At 72.4% G+C, this 21017-nt stretch carries 21 protein-coding genes; 18 read left to right on the top strand and 3 right to left on the bottom strand.

The genetic code is table 11. The features are described from left to right. Positions 1-749 (bottom strand): nucleotide pyrophosphatase (locus tag VH914_13600; GenBank protein ID HEX4492238.1); only part of this gene is annotated, 749 nt, incomplete at its 3' end. Positions 750-963: 214 nt separating this feature from the next. Here VH914_13600 and rplM point away from each other — a divergent pair. The 14 genes from rplM to tsaD all read left to right on the top strand — a co-directional run bounded on the left by rplM (position 964) and on the right by tsaD (position 15533). Beyond that, the gene (gene rplM / locus VH914_13595) at positions 964-1422 is read left to right on the top strand and encodes a 50S ribosomal protein L13 (protein HEX4492237.1); all 459 of its coding nucleotides are present in this window, start codon (positions 964-966) and stop codon (positions 1420-1422) included. 28 nt (positions 1423-1450) lie between these two features. Next, positions 1451-1843 carry a 30S ribosomal protein S9 gene (gene rpsI, locus VH914_13590; GenBank protein HEX4492236.1) on the top strand — a complete coding sequence of 131 codons (393 nt, stop codon included), beginning with the start codon at positions 1451-1453 and terminating at the stop codon, positions 1841-1843. 27 nt (positions 1844-1870) lie between these two features. Further along, positions 1871-3205: a phosphoglucosamine mutase gene (glmM, locus tag VH914_13585; GenBank protein HEX4492235.1), complete on the top strand. Its 1335-nt coding sequence runs from the start codon at positions 1871-1873 to the stop codon at positions 3203-3205. A gap of 72 nt (positions 3206-3277) precedes the next feature. Beyond that, the gene (locus tag VH914_13580) at positions 3278-6718 is read left to right on the top strand and encodes an SIS domain-containing protein (GenBank protein ID HEX4492234.1); all 3441 of its coding nucleotides are present in this window, start codon (positions 3278-3280) and stop codon (positions 6716-6718) included. A gap of 5 nt (positions 6719-6723) precedes the next feature. After that, on the top strand, positions 6724-8175 hold the full coding sequence (locus VH914_13575; GenBank protein ID HEX4492233.1) for an NAD(P)H-hydrate dehydratase: 1452 nt from the start codon (positions 6724-6726) through the stop codon (positions 8173-8175). Between the two features lie 3 nt (positions 8176-8178). After that, positions 8179-8646 carry a CBS domain-containing protein gene (locus VH914_13570; GenBank protein HEX4492232.1) on the top strand — a complete coding sequence of 156 codons (468 nt, stop codon included), beginning with the start codon at positions 8179-8181 and terminating at the stop codon, positions 8644-8646. Positions 8647-8814: 168 nt separating this feature from the next. Then, positions 8815-9936, top strand: a complete 1122-nt coding sequence (alr, locus tag VH914_13565) for an alanine racemase (GenBank protein ID HEX4492231.1) — start codon at positions 8815-8817, stop codon at positions 9934-9936. An 82-nt stretch (positions 9937-10018) separates the two neighbouring features. Next, positions 10019-11017 carry an alpha/beta fold hydrolase gene (locus VH914_13560; GenBank protein HEX4492230.1) on the top strand — a complete coding sequence of 333 codons (999 nt, stop codon included), beginning with the start codon at positions 10019-10021 and terminating at the stop codon, positions 11015-11017. A 12-nt stretch (positions 11018-11029) separates the two neighbouring features. Beyond that, on the top strand, positions 11030-11923 hold the full coding sequence (locus VH914_13555; protein ID HEX4492229.1) for a P1 family peptidase: 894 nt from the start codon (positions 11030-11032) through the stop codon (positions 11921-11923). A gap of 137 nt (positions 11924-12060) precedes the next feature. Continuing rightward, on the top strand, positions 12061-12660 hold the full coding sequence (locus VH914_13550; protein HEX4492228.1) for a uracil-DNA glycosylase: 600 nt from the start codon (positions 12061-12063) through the stop codon (positions 12658-12660). Continuing rightward, complete coding sequence (gene tsaE / locus VH914_13545; protein HEX4492227.1) at positions 12657-13157, top strand: tRNA (adenosine(37)-N6)-threonylcarbamoyltransferase complex ATPase subunit type 1 TsaE; 501 nt, start codon at positions 12657-12659, stop codon at positions 13155-13157. The genes VH914_13550 and tsaE overlap by 4 nt, the downstream gene beginning before the upstream one ends. 1 nt (position 13158) lies before the next feature. After that, positions 13159-13872, top strand: coding sequence for a tRNA (adenosine(37)-N6)-threonylcarbamoyltransferase complex dimerization subunit type 1 TsaB (gene tsaB, locus VH914_13540; protein HEX4492226.1), 714 nt, complete (start codon positions 13159-13161; stop codon positions 13870-13872). Continuing rightward, positions 13872-14432 carry a ribosomal protein S18-alanine N-acetyltransferase gene (gene rimI / locus VH914_13535; GenBank protein HEX4492225.1) on the top strand — a complete coding sequence of 187 codons (561 nt, stop codon included), beginning with the start codon at positions 13872-13874 and terminating at the stop codon, positions 14430-14432. Before tsaB ends, rimI begins: the two co-directional genes overlap by 1 nt. 105 nt (positions 14433-14537) lie before the next feature. Further along, entirely contained in the window at positions 14538-15533 is a 996-nt protein-coding gene (gene tsaD / locus VH914_13530; GenBank protein ID HEX4492224.1) for a tRNA (adenosine(37)-N6)-threonylcarbamoyltransferase complex transferase subunit TsaD, read from the top strand. Positions 15534-15584: 51 nt separating this feature from the next. On the opposite strand, the gene VH914_13525 is transcribed toward tsaD, so the two are convergent. Continuing rightward, complete coding sequence (locus VH914_13525) at positions 15585-16511, bottom strand: hypothetical protein (GenBank protein HEX4492223.1); 927 nt, start codon at positions 16509-16511, stop codon at positions 15585-15587. Between the two features lie 149 nt (positions 16512-16660). On the opposite strand from VH914_13525, the gene groES reads away from it, so the two are divergent. Next, positions 16661-16966, top strand: coding sequence for a co-chaperone GroES (gene groES / locus VH914_13520; protein ID HEX4492222.1), 306 nt, complete (start codon positions 16661-16663; stop codon positions 16964-16966). A gap of 89 nt (positions 16967-17055) precedes the next feature. Here groES and VH914_13515 read toward each other — a convergent pair whose 3' ends face one another. After that, the gene (locus VH914_13515) at positions 17056-18678 is read right to left on the bottom strand and encodes an acyl-CoA synthetase (GenBank protein HEX4492221.1); all 1623 of its coding nucleotides are present in this window, start codon (positions 18676-18678) and stop codon (positions 17056-17058) included. 53 nt (positions 18679-18731) lie between these two features. On the opposite strand from VH914_13515, the gene VH914_13510 reads away from it, so the two are divergent. The 3 genes from VH914_13510 to VH914_13500 form a co-directional block, all read left to right on the top strand. After that, positions 18732-19424, top strand: a complete 693-nt coding sequence (locus VH914_13510; protein ID HEX4492220.1) for a CoA pyrophosphatase — start codon at positions 18732-18734, stop codon at positions 19422-19424. Between the two features lie 60 nt (positions 19425-19484). Next, entirely contained in the window at positions 19485-20687 is a 1203-nt protein-coding gene (locus VH914_13505) for a GuaB3 family IMP dehydrogenase-related protein (GenBank protein HEX4492219.1), read from the top strand. 109 nt (positions 20688-20796) lie between these two features. Then, a partial coding sequence (locus VH914_13500) for a GMP synthase (glutamine-hydrolyzing) (protein HEX4492218.1) occupies positions 20797-21017 on the top strand: 221 nt, incomplete at its 3' end.

Genomic DNA, 21017 nt, shown 5'->3' with positions numbered 1-21017 from the left:
TCGATGAGGCGCGCGACGTTCGGTGCCTCGCCCGACGCGGCCATCGCGTAGAGCACGTTCGGGTTCGAGCCGTCGAACAGGAAGCCGACGACGTGACGCGGCCGACCGCCCGAGAGGTCGAGGACATCGGCGCGCACTTCGCCGTCCTGACGGTTGAGGTAGCGGCCGTCGGCGTGGGGCGCGCAGCCGAGCAGCTCCGCGACGGTGGGGGCGACGTCGACGAGGCGCGCCGCGCGCGGCACGACCCCGAGCTGCGCGACGCCCTTGCCGGCGAGGACCCACGGCGCGCGCGCCTGCACGACACCCAGCGAGCCGTGCTCACCGATGTGGCCGCCCTGGTCCTCCCAGTTGTGGCTCGCGGAGTGGAGGACGCAGAGGTCGGGCGCGGCCGGCGCGTCGAAGAGCTGCACGATCTGCTCGTACGCGTTCGGGTACGCGTTGTCGCGCCGGTGCGGGTGCTGATGGGCGAGCTCGGCCTCGAGCGGGCTGTACGCGTCGGTCGCCTGGTGGGCGATCGGGTTGGCGCCGACCTCCTCGAGCAGGTGCACCGTGCCGGCGTCGGTCGTGAACCGGACGCGGCCGTCGGCGCTGAGCGCCTCGTAGGCGCCGTCGCGGCGGGTGAGCACCATGTCGACGATCGGCTCGAGACCGGGGTCGAGGAGCACGTCGAGCGCGGCCTCGGCGAGCGCCCGGTGCTCGTCGGCGATCTCGTGCGGCACGGGCACCCGAAGATCGGTGGCAGGGTTCATGCCGCCGAGGGTAGGTCCGGTGGACTCGCAGGTGCAGCCGGGCCGAAGCGCTGCGAGACACGAGGTCAACGGGGGCGGCGCAGCCGGAGCCGATCGTGGACACCGGCCCCGATTGCCGGGGCGCGGCACGCTCACCTAGACTCATCCGTCGCGCTCGGCGCCCTCTGTGCTCCACGGCGCCGGCCCCTCTCCGGATCGACCAGCAGGAACTTCTGTGCCCACGTACACGCCCAAACGCAGCGAGATCGACCGCAAGTGGCACGTCATCGACGCCGACGGCGCGGTGCTCGGCCGGTTGGCCACCGAGCTCGCGACGCTGCTCCGCGGCAAGCACAAGCCGACGTTCACGCCGCACATGGACAGCGGCGACTTCGTGATCGTCGTGAACGCGTCGAAGCTGGCGATCTCGCCCCGCAAGGGCTCCGACAAGCTGTACCACCGCCACACCGGCTACCCCGGCGGCATCCGCACCCGCAGCCTCGACCAGATGATGGCGCAGCGACCCGAAGAGGTCGTGCGGCTCGCCGTGAAGCGGATGCTCCCGAAGGGCCCCCTCGGCCGCAAGATGCTGAAGAAGCTCAAGATCCACGCCGGCCCGACCCACCCCCACGCAGCGCAGCAGCCCACGGCTCGCGCGCTGCCCGCCCGGGCCATCGCGCGCCCGAGCTCCTGATCCGCTCTCGTTCCGAAGGACGGCTGCGTTGCCCAAGCCCCTGATCCAAACGACCGGCCGGCGCAAGAACGCGATCGCGCGTGTGCGGCTGCGCCCGGGCACCGGCGTGATCACGGTCAACGGTCGCAAGTTCGAGCAGTACTTCCCGATCCTCACGCACCAGGTCGTCGCGAAGGAGCCGCTGCGGCTCACACAGACCGAAGAGGTCTACGACGTCGACGCGACGCTCGGCGGCGGTGGTGTGAGCGGGCAGGCGGGCGCGATCCGTCTCGGCATCGCCCGTGCGCTCGTGGCGCTCGACCCCGAGACGCGCGCCGCGCTGAAGAAGGCGGGCCTGCTCACGCGTGACGCGCGCGAGAAGGAGCGGCGCAAGTACGGGCTCAAGAAGGCCCGCAAGGCGCCGCAGTACTCGAAGCGCTAGCGCGCGGCGAACGGTCGCGGCGCGGCCATGCTGCAGTTCGGCACCGACGGCATTCGCGGCGACGCGGACGCCGACCTCACCTCCGACCTCGTGGTCGCGCTCGGACGCGCCGCTGCGGTCGTGCTCGGGACCGACCGACCGTTCGTCGTCGGCCGCGACACTCGGCGGTCCGGGCCGCGCCTGCGTGACGATCTCGCCGCGGGGTTGCACGCCGAGGGCGCGGTGCTGCGCGACGCCGGGATCGTGCCGACGCCCGCGGTCGCGTTCCTGGCCGCGGTCGACGGGCTTCCCGCGCTGATGATCTCGGCGAGCCACAACCCGTGGACCGACAACGGCATCAAGCTGTTCGCGCCCGGCGGCCGCAAGCTCGACGACGCGCTCGAGCGCCGCGTGGAGGACGAGCTGCGCGCGCGGGTCGGCGCGGTGGCGGCGCGTGCGTGGGCCGAGCCGGACGGCGCGATCTCCCACGAACCGTACGTGCAGCACCTCGTCCGCACGATCGAAGGCCGGCGACTCGACGGGCTGCGGGTCGTCGTCGACGGCGCGAACGGCGCGGCGTCGGAGCTCGGCCCGGAGGTGTTGCGCGCGCTCGGCGCCGAGGTGGTCGTGATCCACGCGGCGCCCGACGGCACGAACATCAACGCCGGTTGCGGGTCGACCGCGCCCGGCGACCTCCAGGCCGCGGTCGTTGCCGAGCACGCCGACGCCGGACTCGCGTTCGACGGCGACGCCGACCGCGTGCTCGCGGTCGACGAACGCGGCGCGCTCGTCGACGGCGATCAGATCATGGTGATCGTCGCGCTCGACCTGCACGCACGCGGGCGCCTGCGCAACGACGCGATCGCGGTGACCGTGCTGTCGAACCTCGGGCTGCGGAACGCGCTCGCGGCCGCGGGCGTGAGTGTCGTCGAGACGCCGGTCGGCGACCGGCACGTGTTCGCGGCGATGGAGGCCGGAGACCTGCTGCTCGGGGGTGAGCAGTCGGGCCACGTGATCTTCCGCGAGCTCGCGACCACGGGCGACGGGATCCTCACCGGGCTCCAGCTGCTCGACAGCATGGCTCGCTCCGGTCGACGGATGTCGGAGCTCGCGGCCCAGATGACGCGTGTGCCGCAGCTGCTCGAAGGGGTCCGGGTCGCCGCGAAGCCCGACCTCGCGGCGGCGCCCGGACTCGCGGCCGAGGTCGAGGCCGTCGAGGCCGCGCTCGGCGCCGAGGGCCGGGTGCTCGTGCGGGCGTCGGGCACCGAACCGCTGATCCGGATCATGGTCGAGGCGCCGACCGAGGCCGCGGCCCGCGGGGCGCTGGCTCGGCTGCGGGCGGCCACGGAGAAGGAGTTCGGAGCCTCGGGGGGCGGCCGATAAGAGCTCGGGGGAGGAATCCGGCCCCCGCGTAGACTTTCCCGTCCCGCCGTCCGAGTTCAGCGCGGAGCCCCCATGTGCGGAATCATCGCCGTCCTGCGTCGCCGTTCGACCGGTGACGCGCCCGACCTCGGCGCGCTGGAGTCGGGCCTCGGAGCGATGGCCGCCCGGCTCGAGGCGATCGCCGGCGCCGCCGACCCCGTCGCGGCCGCGATCGACGCCGCGTCGGGACTCGAGGCGGTCGACCGGGCGCTGAGCGGGATCCCCGCGCTCGGTGCGCTGCTGCACGACCGGCTCGCGCTCGCGTCGCTCGAACACCGCGCCGACGAGCTCGCGCGCACGCTCACGCGCGTCGACGGCGAGGTCGAGGCGGTGCTCGCGTCCGGCGTGGTCGACGATGTCGAGGCGCTCAACGCCGCGCTCGTGCGGGCGAAGGACGCGCTGTGGGCGATCCGGCGCGACCGCCTTCGTTCGGCACGCGCGGTCGACGACCTCGCGGCCGGCGACACCGCGCTCGCCGCGATGGAGACGTACTCGTCGATTCAGATCGCGTTGAGCGCGCTCGACCGGCTCGAGGTCCGTGGTCGCGATTCCGCGGGGCTCAGCGTGATCGTCGACGGTCACGAGCTCGACCTCGACGACCCGACCGTCGCGCGGCTCGCCGGCGACCGGCGCGACCCGCTCTTCACGAACGGCGCGGTGCAGGTGTCGCGCTCCGGCCGGCTCGTGTTCGTGTACAAGGTCGCGGCGGAGATCGGCGAGCTCGGTGACAACACCGCGGCGCTGCGGGCCGCGATCCGCGCCGACGAGCTGTTGCGGCTCGCGCTGCGCGCGCCCGATGCGCACGCGACCGTGCTCGGGCACACGCGGTGGGCGAGTGTCGGCATCATCTCCGAGCCCAACGCGCACCCGGTCGACAGCGCCGAGGTCGGGCGCGCCGACCAACCGTTCGTCGTCGCCGCGTTGAACGGCGACATCGACAACCACGCGGACCTGCGCGCGCTCGAGTCGCTCACCGCGCCCTCCGAGATCACCACCGACGCAAAGGTCATCCCGACGCTCGTCGCCCGCAAGATCGACGCCGGCACCGCTTCGACCGAGGCGTTCCGCGCGTCGGTGGCGTCGTTCGAGGGCTCCGTCGCGATCGCCGCGGCCGTCGCCGACGATCCCGATCGCGTCTTCGTCGCGCTGCGCGGCAGCGGGCAGGCGCTCTACGTCGGCTGTGCCGACGACGTGTACGTGGTCGCGAGCGAGCCCTACGGGCTCGTCGAGGTCGCGCCGTCCTATCTGCGGCTCGACGGCGAGTCGATGCGCGAGGTCGGCAACCCTGCGAGTCAGGGTCAGATCGTCGTGCTCGACGCGCGTGGCGCCGGTGATCCCGACGCGGTGACGCGTCGCTGCTACGACGGCACCGAGCTGCCGGTCCGCGCCGACGAGTGGGTGCGCGCCGCGATCACGACGCGCGACATCGACCGGGGCGACGCACCGCACTTCTTGCTCAAGGAGATCACGGAGGCGCCGGAGTCGTTCCGCAAGACGCTGCGCGGCAAGCTCGTCGAGCGCGACGGCCTCCTCGACGTGCGCCTGCCGCCCGCAGTGCTGCCCGACGAGCTCGTGGCGCGGCTGCGCGATCGCCGCATCCGCCGTGTCGTCGTGATCGGCCAGGGCACGGCCGCGATCGCGGGTCAGAGCCTCGTGATGCTGCTCCGCAAGCTGCTGCCCGCGGGGCAGCTCGAAGTGGAGGCCGCGCTCGCGACCGAGTTCTCGGGCTTCGGGCTCCGCGACGAGATGAGCGACACGCTCGTGGTCGCGATCAGCCAGAGCGGCACGACGACGGACACGAACCGCACCGTCGACCTCGCGCGCGCTCGCGGCGCGTCCGTCGTCGCGATCGTCAACCGTCGCCAGAGCGACCTCGTCGACAAGAGCGACGGCGTGCTCTACACGTCCGACGGTCGCGACGTCGAGATGTCGGTCGCGTCGACGAAGGCGTTCTACGCGCAGATCGCCGCGGGCTGCCTGCTCGCGCCGCGCATCGCCGAGGAAGTCGCGCCGGGTGTCCTTGCGGCGCCCGACACCCAGTCGCTGCTCGCGGGTCTGCGCGACGTTCCGGCCGCGATGCGGGAAGTCGTCTCGCGTCGACCCGCGATCGCCGCGGCCGCGCATCGCCACGCGCCCTACCGGCGCTCGTGGGCGCTCGTCGGCAACGGCGTGAACCGCATCGCCGCGCAGGAGCTGCGGATCAAGCTCTCGGAGCTCTGCTACAAGTCGATCGCCTGTGACGCGACCGAGGACAAGAAGCACATCGACCTCTCGGCCGAGCCGCTGATCCTCGTGTGCGCGGCCGGGCTCACGGGCTCGAACGCCGACGATGTCGGCAAGGAGCTCGCGATCTACCGCGCGCACAAGGCCGCGGCCGTCGCGATCGCAACCGACGGCGAGACGCGCTTGCTCTCCGCGATCGAGACGGTGTTCGTGCCCGCGGTGCACCCGACGCTCGCGTTCGTGGCCGCCGCGATGGCCGGCCATCTCTTCGGGTACGAAGCCGCGCTCGCGATCGACGAGACGTCGCACCCGCTGCGCGAGGCGCGCGCGCTCATCGAGGCGCTGCTCGCACGGCACGTCGGCGAGGACGACCTCCTCGCGGAGCTGTCGGAAGGGTTGCAGCCGCTCGCGGCGCGCTTCTTCGAAGGTCTGCGCTCGGGCGTGTACGACGGCCAGCTCGACGCGGGACTCGCAGTGCGGCTCGGCGCGCTGCTGCGTTACGGCACCGGCGTCGTGCCCCTCGATTCCTTCCAGCTCGAGTTCGGCAAGGTCGGCACGCCCAGCACGCTGGTGGAGGACCTCACCGCCGGTCTGACCGCGGTCATCGAGCAGCTCACGCGACCAATCGACGCGATCAAGCACCAGGCAAAGACGGTCACGGTCGGCATCTCCCGCTCCGACGAGACATTGCTCCGTGTGCCGCTCGTGCAATCGGTGCTCGCCGCGGGCGCGGCGCGCGACAACCTGTCGTACCGCGCCATCCGCACGCTCGTCGCGCTCGACCCTGCGGTCTCGACCGTCCTCGGTTACACGCGCTACCGCATCGAAGGCGACGAGACGCGCGACGACCACATGACGATCCACGTCGTCGACAAGGGCGGTATCGCGGCGGCGATCCCGTCGCGGACCGACTCGTTCGCGATCTTGCGGGGCACGAAGCACCGCGCGGTGAGCGAACGGGAGGTCACGGTCGCGCGGGGCCGCGCCGACGGTCGTACCTTCGTGCTCGTGCCCGAGGTGAAGGGCTACCAGGTGACCGGGCTCACGCTCGTGCACGTCGCGCTGCACGAGCGCGTGTCGTTCGAGGTCGCGCGCCAGGTGCTGCGCGGGTACCGCAACCGCTACGCCGCGCTCGAGGACCAGGTGACGGAGACCGAGCCGACGTTCCGCGACGAGCTGCTCGCGGAGCTCGACCTCACCGATCTGCTCACCGAGCCGGTCGCCGCGCTGTCCGAGCACTGGCGCAGCTGAGCCGCGTGCGGCTCGTCGTCACGCCCGAAGAGATGGGGGCGCTCGACCGGAGCGCCATCGCGGCGGGCACGCCCGAGTCGGTTCTGGTCGAGCGCGCCGGTGCGGCGGTTGCGTGGCGGGCGCGGCAGATGCTCGGCGGCACGTACGGGCGCCGCGTCGTGATCGCGTGCGGGAAGGGCAACAACGGCGCCGACGGTCGCGTCGCCGCGCGTGTGCTGCGACGTTGGGGCGCGCGCGTGGCGGAGATCGACGTCGTCGCCGGCGTCGACCGCGAACGGGCCGCCCGAGAGGTCGCGCGCGCCGATCTGTTCGTCGACGCGATGTTCGGCACGGGTTTTCGGGGTGCGCTCGACGGTGATCCCGCGTGGCTCGCGGAGCAAGCGACGCGTGTCGCGCGGGTGCTCGCGGTGGACATCCCGTCTGGGGTCGACGGTGCGTCCGGCGCGGTGCGCGGCGCGGTCGTGCGCGCCGACGCGACCGTGACCTTCGCGTACCTCAAGCCCGGGTTGCTCTTCGAGCCCGGTCGCACGCACGCGGGGGCGGTCGATGTCGCCGACATCGGTATCCGCGCCGACGACCCGCACGCCGCGATCGCGACGGTCACGACCGCCGACGACGCGCGTCGCGCGATCGGCACGCGCGCGCCCGAGGAGCACAAGTGGCGCGCGGCGGTGCTCGTCGTCGGCGGATCGAGCGGGATGATCGGCGCGCCGTCGATGACCGCGCGCGCGGCGTTGCGCACGGGATCGGGCATGGTCGTCGCCGCGGTTCCGGGACACGAAGCCGCGGCGCGCGTCGGTGGTGGCGAGGTCGTCGCGCGCGCGATGCCGGCGACGAAGTCGGGCGCGTTGAATCCGGACGCGGCCGAGGAGCTGTTGCACGGCGACATCGACCGGTTCAAGGCGGCCGCGATCGGTCCGGGCATCGGGCGCGCTCCGGAGACCGCGGCCGCGGTCGCGCGGCTCGTCGCCGAGGCGCCGATCCCGATCGTCGTCGACGCCGACGCGCTCACGATCCTCGCCGAGGATCCCGAGCCCTTGCGGTCGCGGCGCGCGCCGACCGTCGTCACGCCGCACGACGGTGAGTACGCGCGCCTCGCAGGTCACCCCGTCGGCGACGACCGGATCGCGGCCGCCTCGGAGCTCGCGCGCGACCTCGGCGTCGTGGTGCTGCTGAAGGGGCCGGCGACCGTGGTGGTCGATCCCGCCGGTGGTGTCGCGATCAACCCGACCGGCTCGCCCGCCCTCGCGACCGCAGGCACGGGCGACGTGCTCACCGGCATCGTCGCCGCGTTCCTCGCGCGCGGCGCGGCGCCGTTCGATGCCGCCGCCGCGGCCGCGTTCGTGCACGGGCGCGCCGCCGAGATCGCCGGGACGGCCCCCGGGCTCGTCGCTGGCGACCTGATCGACGCCCTACCTCCTACGCTGAGAGCGCTCACCGACCCCCGCGAGGACTGACCCATGCCCAGCACGACCCCGGTTCGCGACGTGATGACCGCGGACGTCGCGACCCTGCGGCCCGACCAGCCGGTCGCCGACGCGGCCGACGCGCTCGCCGCCGGCCGTTACGGCGCGATGCCGGTCGTCGACGGCGGCGGGAAGTTCGTCGGGCTGCTGCGCGACGAGGATCTCATCGCATCCGAGGCGCGCGTGCACGTGCCGACGTACCTGATGCTGCTCGGCACCTCGGTGCCGCTGCCCGGCAGCATGAAGCGCTTCGAGCACGAGCTGCACAAGGTCGCGGGCGCGACGGTCGCCGAGGTGATGGACGCGGACCCGCCGACGATCGGTCCCGCCGCGACGCTCGAGGACGTCGCGACGATGATGTACGAGCACGACGTCACCCACCTCCCCGTGCTCGACGACGGTCGCGTCGTCGGCATCGTCGCCCGCTCCGACATCGTGAAGTTCATCGCCAGAACGACGTAACCATGGTCGCACTCGCTCGGCGGCGGGATACCCGCCGCCGTCCCTTCGGTCCGCTCGCCGCTGCGTGTTTCTGGTCGCACTCGCTGCGGTCCGGGATGCCCGGCCCGCGGGCGCTCGCCGCTCCGCACGCGGGATGGGAGTGAACGCGTTGGCGTGGGGAACGAACGCGTGAGCCTCCTGCGGCCGGTGTGGGCGGAGGTCGATCTCGGCGCGTTGCGCGCCAACGTCGAGGAGCTGGCGCGGGTCGTGGCACCGGCGCGCGTGCTCGCGGTCGTGAAGGCCGACGGCTACGGCCATGGCGCGGTCGCCTCGGCGCGCGCGGCGATCGAGGCCGGCGCCGCGATGCTCGGTGTCGCGCTGGTGGAGGAAGGGCTCGAGCTGCGCCAGGCCGGGATCGCGGCGCCGATCCTCGTCCTCTCGGAACCGGTGCCGGCCGCCGCGGCCGCGGTCGTCGAGCACCGACTCACGCCCGCGGTCTACACGCACGCGGGAATCGAGGCGCTCGCGAAGGCCGTCGTCGCCGCCGACGCGAGCCCGCTGCCCGTGCACCTCAAGATCGACACCGGAATGCACCGCGTCGGCGCGTCGCCCGACGCCGCGGGCGCGCTCGCGGATCTCGTCGACGCGCATCGAGAGCTGCGCTTCGAAGGGCTCTGGACGCACCTCGCCGTCGCCGACGAGCCCGACAACCCCTATACGGGCGAGCAGCTCGCGCGCTTCGAGACCGTCCGCGCCGCGCTCGCGACCGCGGAGCACCGACCCGAGCTCGTGCACGCGGCGAACACTGCGGGTGCGCTCGCGTTCCCCGCGGCGCGCTACGACCTCGTGCGTCCGGGCATCGGCATCTACGGCATCCCGCCCGTCGCCGCGCTCGCGCCGATCGCCACGCTCGAGCCCGTGCTCGCGGTGAAGGCGCGCGTCGCGTTCGTGAAGCGGTTGCCGGCGGGCGCGGCGATCTCCTACGGGCTGCGTTACCGCACCGAGCGGGCGTCGACGATCGCCACGGTGCCGATCGGCTACGGCGACGGCGTTCCCCGGAACCTCGCGGAGGCGGGCGGTGAGGTGATCGTGAGCGGACGACGGCGCGCGATCGCGGGCACGGTCACGATGGACCAGCTGATGGTCGACGTCGGCGACGACGCGGTCGAGGTCGGCGAGGAGGTCGTGCTGCTCGGTCGTCAAGGTGACGAGTCGGTGACCGCGAGCGAGTGGGCGGCGCGGCTCGGCACGATCCCCTACGAGATCGTCTGCAACATCGGTCCGCGCGTGCCGCGGCGCGAGATCGGATGAGCAGCCCGGCGCCGACCGAAGGCGCCGACGGCGACCGCGCGATGGCGAACGGTCCGGATCGAGTGCCGGAGGTCACAGCCGCATGAGTACGGGGAAGCGCGCGGGCATCGCGGCCGGCGCGGTCGCGGGCGCGGCGGGACTCGCATTCGGGATCCCGCGCGTGGCCGCGAAGCGTTTGCGCAAGCGGCCCGAGGGCGACGCGTCGGAGGTGCTCACTGCGCCCATCTACGAATCGGCGACGCTGACGAGCCACGACGGCGGCACGATCCACGTCGTCACGGAGGGAACCGGCGCGCCGATCGTGCTCGCGCACGGTGTGCTGCTGTCGGTGCGCACGTGGGTCCGTCAGCTCCAGGCGCTGCCGCGCGAAGGGTTCCGCGTCGTCGCGTTCGACTCGCGCGGTCACGGCGATTCGAAGCTCGGCGACACCGGTCATTCGATCGACAACATCGGCGACGACCTGCGCACGGTGCTCGAGCAGCTCGACCTGCGCGACGCACTGCTCGTCGGTCACTCGATGGGTGGCATCGCGGTGCAGTCGTTCCTGCTCCGCCATCCGGAGGTCGCGGCCGAGCGCGTGAAGGGCGTGGTGCTGCTGTCGTCGCTCGCGCGCGTGCCGCTCTCGGGACCGCGCGCCGCGGGTCTGCGCACACTGCTCGAGAAGGCGGGCGAGCTCGCGCCCGACTCGGGAAGACTGTGGGCGGCGAAGAACCTCGGTTTCGTCGTCGCGCGCCTCGGGTTCGGCCGCCACCCGAAGCCCAGCCACGTCGAGCTCGTCCGCCGCATGCTGTCGGACTGCACGGTCGACACGCGCCGCGCCGCGCCGCGCGCGCTGCTCGGCCTCGACCTCAGCGCGCGGCTCCCCGAGGTGCACATCCCGACGCTCGTCATCAACGGCACCGCCGACATGCTCACGCCGCCTGCGGAGGCGCGCCGCATGGCCGAGCTCATCCCCGGTGCGCGGCTCGAGCTCGTCGAGGGCGGCGGCCACATGCTCATGCTCGAGCGGGCCGAGCTGGTCGACCGGCTCATCGCCGACTTCGCGCGTGAGATCGGCGCGGTCGCGGCCGCGGCGAGCTAGGAACGACCGGCATTGTTCGCCGGGCTGCGCGTCGGGCACTGGACTGGTGACGCAACCGGCGTCACCGTGATCGTCGCACCGTCGGGAACGGTCGGCTCGGGCGAGGTGCGCGGTGGTGCGCCCGCGACGCGCGAGCTCGCGTTGCTCGAACCGACGCGCACGGTCGCGCGCGTCGATGCGGTCGTGTTGACGGGGGGTTCCGCGTTCGGTCTGCGCGCGGCCGACGGCGTGATGCGGTTCCTCGCCGAGCGAGGGCAGGGCTTTCCGACCGCGGGTGGTCCGGTGCCGATCGTGCCGACCGCGGCGATCTTCGATCTCGTCGAGTCGGGTGGCGCGGTGCCGTCGGTCGACGACGGCTATGCGGCCGCGGTCGCCGCGTTGCGCGACGAACCGCTCGTGACCGGACGCGTGGGCGCGGGACGCGCCGCGACCATCGGCAAGTGGCGCGGTGCGGAGCACGCCGTTTCCGGCGGGTTCGGTGTCGCGCGCGTCACGACGCCGGACGGCGAGGTCGTCGCGTTCGCCGTCGTCAACGCGGTCGGCGACGTGCTCGGTCCCGACGGCGCGGTGCTCGCGGGAACGCGCGCGCCAATCGGCGAGGAGTTCGCCTCGCCGGTGTTCGGCGAGCCCGGCGCGAACACCACGCTCGTGGTCGTCGCGACCGACGCCGCGCTCGACAAGGTCGCCTGTCACCTCATGGCGCAGAGCGCGCACGACGGCCTGGCGCGCGCGTTGCGACCCGCACACACCCGGTTCGACGGCGACCTCGCGATCGCCCTCGCGACGGCGACCGCACCGCCGCCGACGGAGCCCGACGGACTGCTCGACCGCATCCGGATCGCCGCCTCCGACGTGACCGCGGACGCGATCCGCGCCGCCGTGGCGGCTGTGCCGGGCACCTCGTAACATCGCTCGTCGACCCGGCCAGTGAGCGCGAGCATGAACGCGGTTCCTAACCAGAATCGCTCCCTCCCATCACGCGTGCGGAGTGGCGAGCGACCCCGAAGGGGCGGCGGGTATCCCGCCGCCGAGCGAGCGCGACCATGAGCACGGTTCATCCTGCGCGCGCGGCCGGCGACACGCTGATCGAGGTCGCGGCGGTCGCGCACGACTGCACGCTCTGCCCGCTCGCGTCGACGCGCACGCAGGTCGTGTTCGGCGTGGGCGCGCCCGACGCGCGGCTCATGTTCGTCGGCGAGGGACCGGGCGAGCAGGAAGACCTGCAGGGCGAGCCGTTCGTCGGCCGCGCCGGCAAGCTGCTCACGCAGCTCATCGAGGGCATCGGTCTGACGCGTGCCGACGTCTACATCGCGAACGTCGTGAAGTGCCGGCCGCCCGGCAACCGCGACCCGCTGCCCGACGAGATCGCCGCGTGCAGCCCCTGGCTCGATCGCCAGCTCGCGCTCATCCGCCCCGAGGTGATCATGACGCTCGGGAACTTCGCGACGAAGCTGCTCCTCGACACGAAGGTCGGCATCACGAAGCTCCGCGGGCGCGAGTTCCCCTTCGCGCGCGCGGGCGTCGACGCGATCGTTGTGCCGACGCTGCACCCGTCCGCGGTGCTGCGCGGCGGCGGTGTGCCGCTCGCGGACACACGCGCCGACTTCGTCCGCGTGAAGCAGCGACTCGCCGAGCGCGCGTGATCGTTCGCACCACATCTGCAGAGCAGACGCGCGCGGTCGGAGCGGCGATCGCGACCTGCGTCCGCCCGGGAACGGCCGTGCTGCTCAGCGGCGATCTCGGCAGCGGCAAGACGACGATCGCGCAGGGGATCGCTGCGGGTCTCGGCGTGAAGGAACCGGTCGTGAGCCCGACGTTCGCGATCGTGCGGGAGTACGAGGGCGACGTGCGCGTCGCGCACGTCGACGTCTACCGGCTCGAGCGCATGCAGGAATTGCACGATCTCGGCTTCGAGGAGATCGTCGACGGCGATCGGGTCGTGCTGCTCGAATGGGCCGAGCTCGTGATGCCGGTCGTCGGCGCGGGGGGCGACCGCATCGTCGTCCGCCTGGGCGCCCCCGACGACGGCGACGACGACGACGTGCGCACGATCGACGTGCACGCGCCGCACGACCGCGCGCTCGACGAACGGCTGACGCTCGCGGTGAACGCGACCGATCTGCCGCGCCAGGCGCGCTGACGTGCTGCTGCTCGCGATCGACACGTCGACGCGGCGGGTCGGCGTCGCCCTCGGATCGCAAGCCGGCGTTCTCGGCGCGATCGAGCTCGGCGGCGCCGTCGACGACGGCACGCCGCGCCACGCCGAGGAGCTCGCGCCCGCGATCGCGCACCTGACGCGCGCGACGAACGTCGAGCTGCACCACCTCTCCGCGATCGCCGTCGCGATCGGGCCGGGCATGTTCACCGGGCTGCGGGTCGGCGTGACGACCGCCAAGGTGATGGCCCAGGCGCTGCGCATCCCGGTCGTGCCGGTGCCGAGTCTCGACCTGGTCGCGTACCCGTTGCGGCACGCGAGCGGACGCGTGATCGTGCCGGCGCTCGACGCGCGTCGCAACGAGCTGTACTGCGCGCGCTACCGCGCGGTGCCGGGCGGTCTGCAGCGCGAGTCGGAGTACGAGCTCGCGAGCCCGACCGATCTGCTCGCCGAGATCGACGCGGCCGGCGAGTCGGTCGTCGTTGCGGGCGACGGCGCGTTGCGCTTCCGTGATGAGTTCGAACGCCACGAACTGTGCGAGATCGCGGGCCCGAGCTTCGCGGCACCGAACCTCGCCGCACTCGTCGAGCTCGCGTCGATGCGCTTCGAGCGCGAGGACTTCGCCGCGCCCGCCGATCTGGTTCCGATGTACCTTCGTCGCAGCGACGCCGAGATCGCGCACGATCGGAGGTCGGCGTAGTGGCGCTCCCGAACCCGGTGCCCGAAGAGCTCGACGTGCACGTCGTCGGGATGCGCCGACGGCACCTGCGCGGCGTGATGCGGATCGAGGCGCAGGTCGCGCCGCGACCGTGGACGACGTCGTTGTTCCTCAGCGAGCTCGCGCTGCGGTCGAGCCGCGCGTACATGGTGGCGCGCGTCGGCCGCGACATCGTCGGCTACGGCGGGTTGATGATGACGCTCGGCGACGGCCACATCACGACGCTCTCGGTCGACCCGCGCTGGCACCGCCACAAGATCGGCACGCGTCTGTTGTTGGCGCTGGCGCGCGAGGGGATCGCGCGCGGCGCGACCGGGCTCACGCTCGAGGTGCGGTTGTCGAATCTCGGCGCGCAGGCGCTGTACCGGCGCTTCGGCTTCGAGCCCGTGGGTGTGCGCAAGGGCTATTACGTCGAGACCAAGGAAGACGCGCTGATCATGTGGGCGTACGCCGTCGATCATGCGGACTACGCGGCGCGGCTCGAGTCGTGCGAGCGCACGGTCCCGGGATCGACGTTGGTGGAGCGCCCGCGTTCGTGGTGAGCGCGTGAGCGAACGACTCCCGACCACCGGGACGGACGAGGATCTCTCGATGCGAGCGAGCGGGGCCCGAACGGCCCGGCGCCGCCGGCGCCAGGAGCGGGGAACGTGAGTGGATCGCTGATCCTCGGCCTCGAGACGTCGTGCGACGAGACCGCGGCCGCGGTCGTGCGCGACGGTCGCGAGATGATCTCGTCGGCGGTCGCGACGCAGGCCGAACGGCACGCGCCGTTCGGTGGTGTGGTGCCGGAGATCGCGAGTCGCGTGCACGTCGAGCTCGTCACCGACGTCGTCGCGCGTGCGCTCGTCGAAGCCGGCATCGATCTGTCCGACGTCGACGCGATCGCCGCGTGTCACGGGCCCGGGCTCGCGGGCGCGTTGCTCGTCGGAGTGAGCGCGGCGAAGTCGCTCGCGCTCGTGACCGGACGTCCGTACGTCGGCGTGAACCATCACGAAGGTCACATGTACGCGGCGCTGCTCGACGACCCGACGCTCGAGCCGCCGTTCGTCACGCTCGTCGTGTCCGGCGGCCACACACTGCTCGTCGCGATGCGCGACCACGGGCGGTACGAGACGCTCGGCCAGACCGTCGACGACGCCGCGGGCGAGGCGTTCGACAAGATCGCGCGCTTCCTCGGTCTCGGCTATCCCGGCGGTCCCGCGATCGACACGCTCTCGGCCCGCGGTGACCCGAATGCGATCCCGTTTCCGCGGCCGATGGCGAACGACGGCCTCGACTTCTCGTTCTCGGGCTTGAAGACCGCGGTGGTCACGTACTGCCGGCGCAATCCCGAGGCCGACGTCGCCGACGTCGCGGCGTCGTTCCAGGCGGCGGTCGTCGACGTGCTCGTCACGAAGTTGCTGCGCGCCGCGGAGCGGGCGAATCTCGACACGATCGTGATCGGCGGGGGCGTCGCCGCGAACTCGGGGTTGCGCGCGGAGGTCGTCGCCGCGGGCGAGCGCGCGGGTCTGCGCGTCGTGGTCCCGAGCATCGGCCTCTGCACCGACAACGCCGCGATGATCGCGGCGTGCGGGCACTTCCGCCTCGTCGCCGACGGCCCCACCTCACTCGCGTCGGGCATCGACCCCGGCCTCCGGATTTGAGCGACGGTACGCATCGACTTGTCGCGCGGCGACGCGCGAGTGCGACCAGGATTACAACGCGCTCCGGATGGCGTCCTCGAGGGCGGCACCGAGCTCGTCGACCGGGGGTTCGAGCAACGACACCTCGCGGTCGGGAAGTCCGATGTAACGCTGGCCCCGGCCGCGACGCGTCGGGCTGATGCGGATCTCGGGCCCGCAGCGCCCGACGCTGACGAGCCCGGTGCGCGGCGAGAAGATCGTGCGGCGCGCGAGGCCGGTGCTCTCGACGAAGTCGGAGCCCCACCGCTCGCGCTTGTCGGCGGCGCCGGGATCGACGAGCTCGGACGCGTCGAGCGCGGCGACGGTGCTCGCCGCGAGGTCGTCCGGCGCGTGCTCCGCGCGCAGGTCGATGCGCGCGTACGGCGGCGCGTAGTCGAACGACTGGCCCGCGGCGCGCGAGACGCGCGTGCTGCACACGTACGCGACACCGAGGCGCGAGTAGACGCTCGCGCGAGCTTCGGGCGCGCCGTACGCGCGCGCGAGCGTGCCCCGGCTCGGGTGCGCGTCGCGGATCAGCGCGACGATCCACTCGCCGAGCACGGTTGGGTCGACCGCGCGTCCGAGCGACACCTCGCTGTCCTTCGCGACCGATCCGTTCCGGCCGACGCGGCGGATGCGGATCGTGTCGCGACCGTTGTCCCACACGTTGACCCGTACCTCGGGCCGGTACTCGTGCAACGGCAGGCCGATGAGCTTCGCGAACACCTCGCGCGCGTAACGGCGCGACTCCTCGGTCGCGCGCAGCTGATCGGGGAGTGCGACGACCGGCGCGCGTCGGGTCCAGGCGAGCACGAGGGCCGCGCTCACCGCGTGCCCGATGGCTTCCGCCTCGGCCGCGAGCTCGCGGGGTTCCGGCGCGACCGAGCGGGGAACGAGGAAGAGCCGGCCACGGAACTGGTCGACGTAGACGGGTTCGGGCGCGCCTCTCCCGTCAGCCATCCGGGAAGGATAGAGCCCTCCACTTAGCACTCTCGGTAGGAGAGTGCTAGCCTCGCCGACGGTCTCAGCCCGGCCCCTGCGGCCGGAGTTTGGGTCCCCGATCTCACCCGATCTCAGCCGTCCCGCCCGTTATAGGAGGCGCACACCCGATGAACCTGCAGCCGCTGGAGGACCGCATCGTCGTCCGTACGGCCGAAGCCGAGGAGACGACGTCGAGCGGTCTCGTCATCCCCGACACGGCGAAGGAGAAGCCCCAGCAGGGCGAGGTCCTCGCCGTGGGCCCCGGCCGGCGCTCCGAGCAGTCCGGCGACATCATCAAGATGGACATCGAGGCCGGCGACACCGTCGTCTACTCGAAGTACGGCGGGACGGAGATCACCCTCGACGGTGACGACTACCTGATCCTGAACGCCCGCGACGTGCTGGCCAAGGTCGGCAAGGGCAAGAAGAAGTAACGACCCGTTCGGGTTCGCGATCGCCGGCGGCGTCTTTCGGGGCGCCGCCGCTTCGCGTGCGCGCTCGGACGCGTGCCGGCGCGAACGCGTCAGCGTCGATCGAGCTCGGCCTTCACCGTGTCGCGCGCCCAGGCGTAGTCGGCCTTGCCGTTCGGCCCGCGCTTCACGGTGTCGACGAACACGATCCGGCGGGGCCGCTTGTACGGCGAGAGCGCGCCGAGGGCGCCGGTGATGTCGTCGGCGTCGACGTGCTGACCGGGCCGGAGCCCGACGACCGCGGTGACGGCCTCGCCGAAGCGCTCGTCCGGCACCCCGACGACCAGCGCGTCGGCGACCGCGGGGTGGCGCTTCACCGCTTCCTCGACCTCCTCGGGGAAGACCTTCTCGCCGCCCGAGTTGATGCAGACCGAGCCGCGGCCGAGGAGCGTGATCGTGCCGTCGGCGTCGACGGACGCGAAGTCGCCCGGTACCGACCAGCGGCGACCCGCGAACGTGCGGAACGTCGACGCGCTCTTGGCCTCGTCCTTGTAGTAGCCGACGGGGATGTAGCCGCCGACCGCGACCATGCCGATCTCGTCGGAGCCGGGCTCGACCTCGCGGCCGTCCTCGGTGAACACCTTGGAGTTCTCACCGATCGAGAAGTGCGCGGTGTGCGCGGCCGATCCCGGACCGCTCATCGAGTTCGCCATGCCGACGGCCTCGCTGGAGCCGAGCGAGTCGAGCAGGAACATGTTGCCGCGCGCGACGAGCTGGGCCTTCACCTCCTCGCTCCACATCACGCCCGACGACACGATGAGCCCGAGCGACGAGATGTCGTAGGGCGTGCCCGCCTGCTCGGCTTCGTCGAGCGCGCGCAGCATCGGTTTCGCGAAGGCGTCGCCGACGATCGCCATCTGCGTCACCTTGCGCTGCTGCACCACGCGCCACAGCTCGTGCGGGTCGAACGTGCGGGACTCGAGCGTCACGATCGCGCCGCCGAGCGCCAGCGATTGGAGCGTCGTGAACGCGCCGGTCCCGTGCATGAGCGGTGACGCGGGCAGGTGCACCGCGGTGCGCCCGCCGTCGACCACGCGCTTCGCGATCTCGCCCGCGTCCTCGGAACGCTCGGGCATCGCCTCGCCGAACAGCGGATATACGGAGCCGCCGAGCACGCCGAAGAGGTCCTCGCTGCGCCACATCACACCTTTCGGCATGCCGGTGGTGCCGCCCGTGTAGAGGAAGTAGTAGTCGTCGCCGCTGCGCTCGATGCGCGGCATCGGCTCGTGCGCGGCGAGCAGCGCCTCGTACTCGACCGCGCCGTCGACGAGTGGCGACCCGTCGTCGACCTGTACGAGCAGCTTCAGCTTCGGCGCGCGTCCCGCGACCTTCGCGACCTGGTCGGCGAGGCAGCCGTGGAAGAGCAGCGCCTCTGCGTCCGAGTTGTCGAGCAGGTAGAGCAGCTCCTCCTCGAGGTAGCGGTAGTTCACGTTCACCGGCACACCGCGCGCCTTGAACGTGGCGAGCAGGCCCTCGAGGTACTCGTTCGAGTTGTAGAGGTACGACGCAACCTTCGAATCGGGCTTCAAGCCCGCGGCCGAGAACGCGCCCGCGAGCCGGGCCGCGCGGTCGTCGACCTCGGACCACGTGCGCTCGCCGTCGCCCTGCATGAGCACGACGCGCTCGGGGAGCGCGTCGGCGACCGACTCGTAGATCGTGGCGAAGTTCCAGTCCACGGGCGTCCTCCCTCGGAAGGTCGCAGTATCGCGGATGAGTAAATTCTCGGGCGATGCCGGAGCCGGCCCGGGGCGGGATGCAGCGGATCCCACGGCCGACGGGGTGGCTACCCGGGATCGAGGCGCCCTGGCTGCGAGCAGGGGTCGAGCCGTCGTGGCCGCTGGCGGCGGTGCGGCGCCGCCTCGCCGGCCTTCCGCCGCCGCGACGCGTGTCCGAGTCGCCCATCGACTTCCCGATCCGGCGGCGGGCGTCGGCCGTGCTCGTCGCGCTGTTCGAATCGGCGGGCGAGACGCGAGTGATCCTCACCAAGCGGCCGGAGACGATGCCGTCCCACCAGGGCGAGATCGCCTTTCCCGGCGGCAAGCTCGAGGAAGGCGTCGACGTCGACCTGCGCGCCACGGCGCGGCGCGAGACGCGCGAGGAGATCGGGCTCGAACCCGCGGCGATCGAGATCGTCGCCGAGCTCGACGGGCTCGGCACGGTCGGCTCGCGCTTCATCATCACCCCGTTCGTCGGGATGATCGCCGGCGTGCCCGAGCTGCATCCGGATCCGCACGAGGTCGTGCGCGTCTTCGACGTCGCGCTCGTCGAGCTGCTCGCGGCGGGCGTTCATCACGCCGAACGCTGGAAGACCCCGATGATCGATCACGAGGTTCACTTCTTCGAGCTGCCGGGCGAGACCGTATGGGGCGCGACGGCCCGGATTTTGTTCGGTTTTCTCGCATTTCTGACCGCCGATGGATGAGGCACCGCGACGCGAGCAGTAACCTGAAACCTTCCAGCACACGGACCATGCGGAGGGTACGTGGAAGTCGAGATCGGCATCGGCAAGTCCGGGCGCCGGGCCTACGGGTTCGACGACATCGCCATCGTCCCGAGCCGCCGGACGCGCGATCCCGAGGACGTCGACATCTCCTGGGACCTCGACGCGTTCAACCTCGAGCTGCCGATGATGGCCGCCGCGATGGACGGCGTCGTGTCGCCCGCGACCGCGGTCGAGGTCGGCAAGCTCGGCGGCCTCGCGTGCCTCAACCTCGAGGGTCTGTGGACCCGTTACGAGGATCCCGAGCACGTGTACGAGGAGATCGGGTCGCTGCCGGCCGAGAAGGCGACGCGCCGGATGCAGGAGCTCTACCAGGAGCCGCTGAAGCCCGAGCTCATCGGCAAGCGCATCCGCGAGATCAAGGACGGCGGCGTCACCGCGTGCGCGTCGCTCACGCCCCAGCGGGTCGAGCAGTTCGCGTCGCTCGTGCTCGAGGCCGAGCTCGACGTGCTCGTCATCCAGGGCACGGTCGTCTCCGCCGAGCACGTCTCACGCGACGAGAGCCGGCCGCCGCTGAACCTCAAGGAGTTCATCCGCGAGCTCGCCCCGATCCCCGTGGTCGTCGGCGGCTGCGCGTCCTACCACACCGGTCTGCACCTGATGCGGACCGGCGCCGCGGGCGTGCTCGTCGGGGTCGGACCGGGCCAGATCTGCACCACTCGCGGCGTGCTCGGAATCGGCGTCCCGCAGGCGACGGCAATCGCCGATGTCGCGGCCGCCCGCTCGCAGCACATGCTCGAGACCGGTGAGTACGTCAAGGTCATCGGCGACGGCGGCATGAAGAACGGCGGCGACATCGCCAAGGCGATCGCCTGCGGCGCCGACGCGGTGATGCTCGGGTCCGCGCTGGCTCGCGCCTATGAGGCGCCGGGCCGTGGTTACAACTGGGGGATGGCGACGTTCCATCCGACGCTGCCGCGCGGCACCCGCGTTGCCACCAAGCAGAACGGCACGCTCGAGGAGATCATCAAGGGCCCCGCCCGTGAGAACGACGGCACGTTCAACCTGATGGGCGGCCTGCGGACCTCGATGGCCACCTGCGGCTATCGCGACATCGCCGAGTTCAACCGCGCCGAGCTGATGGTCGCTCCCGCGCTGCAGACCGAGGGCAAGTCGCTTCAGCGCGAGCAGGGCGTCGGCATGGGCGCCCGGGGAGCCGCCGCACCCGTGGGAGCGAGCGATTAGCTCCATCGATACCGCCGCCGGACCAGATCAGGCCCCGGCGGCGGGCGACGCGCCGATCGGCGCGCCGGTCGATGACGGCCTGGAAGCGGTCCGCGCCGCGACCGACGAGATCGTGGTCCTGGACTACGGGGGCCAGTACTCGCAACTGATCGCGCGCCGGGTGCGTGAGGTCGGCGTCTTCTCAGAGCTGCTGCCCCACCACGTGGGGGCGGCGGAGGTCGCGCGGCGCAAGCCCAAGGGGATCATCCTGTCGGGTGGTCCCGCGTCGGTCTATGCCGACGGCGCGCCGCCGCTGGAACCGGAACTGCTGGAGCTTGGGGTTCCGGTGCT

The sequence above is a fragment of the Acidimicrobiia bacterium genome (assembly GCA_036271555.1).
In the GTDB taxonomy this organism is placed as follows: domain Bacteria; phylum Actinomycetota; class Acidimicrobiia; order IMCC26256; family PALSA-610; genus DATBAK01.
This window is presented reverse-complemented; position numbering and strand designations above follow the sequence as displayed.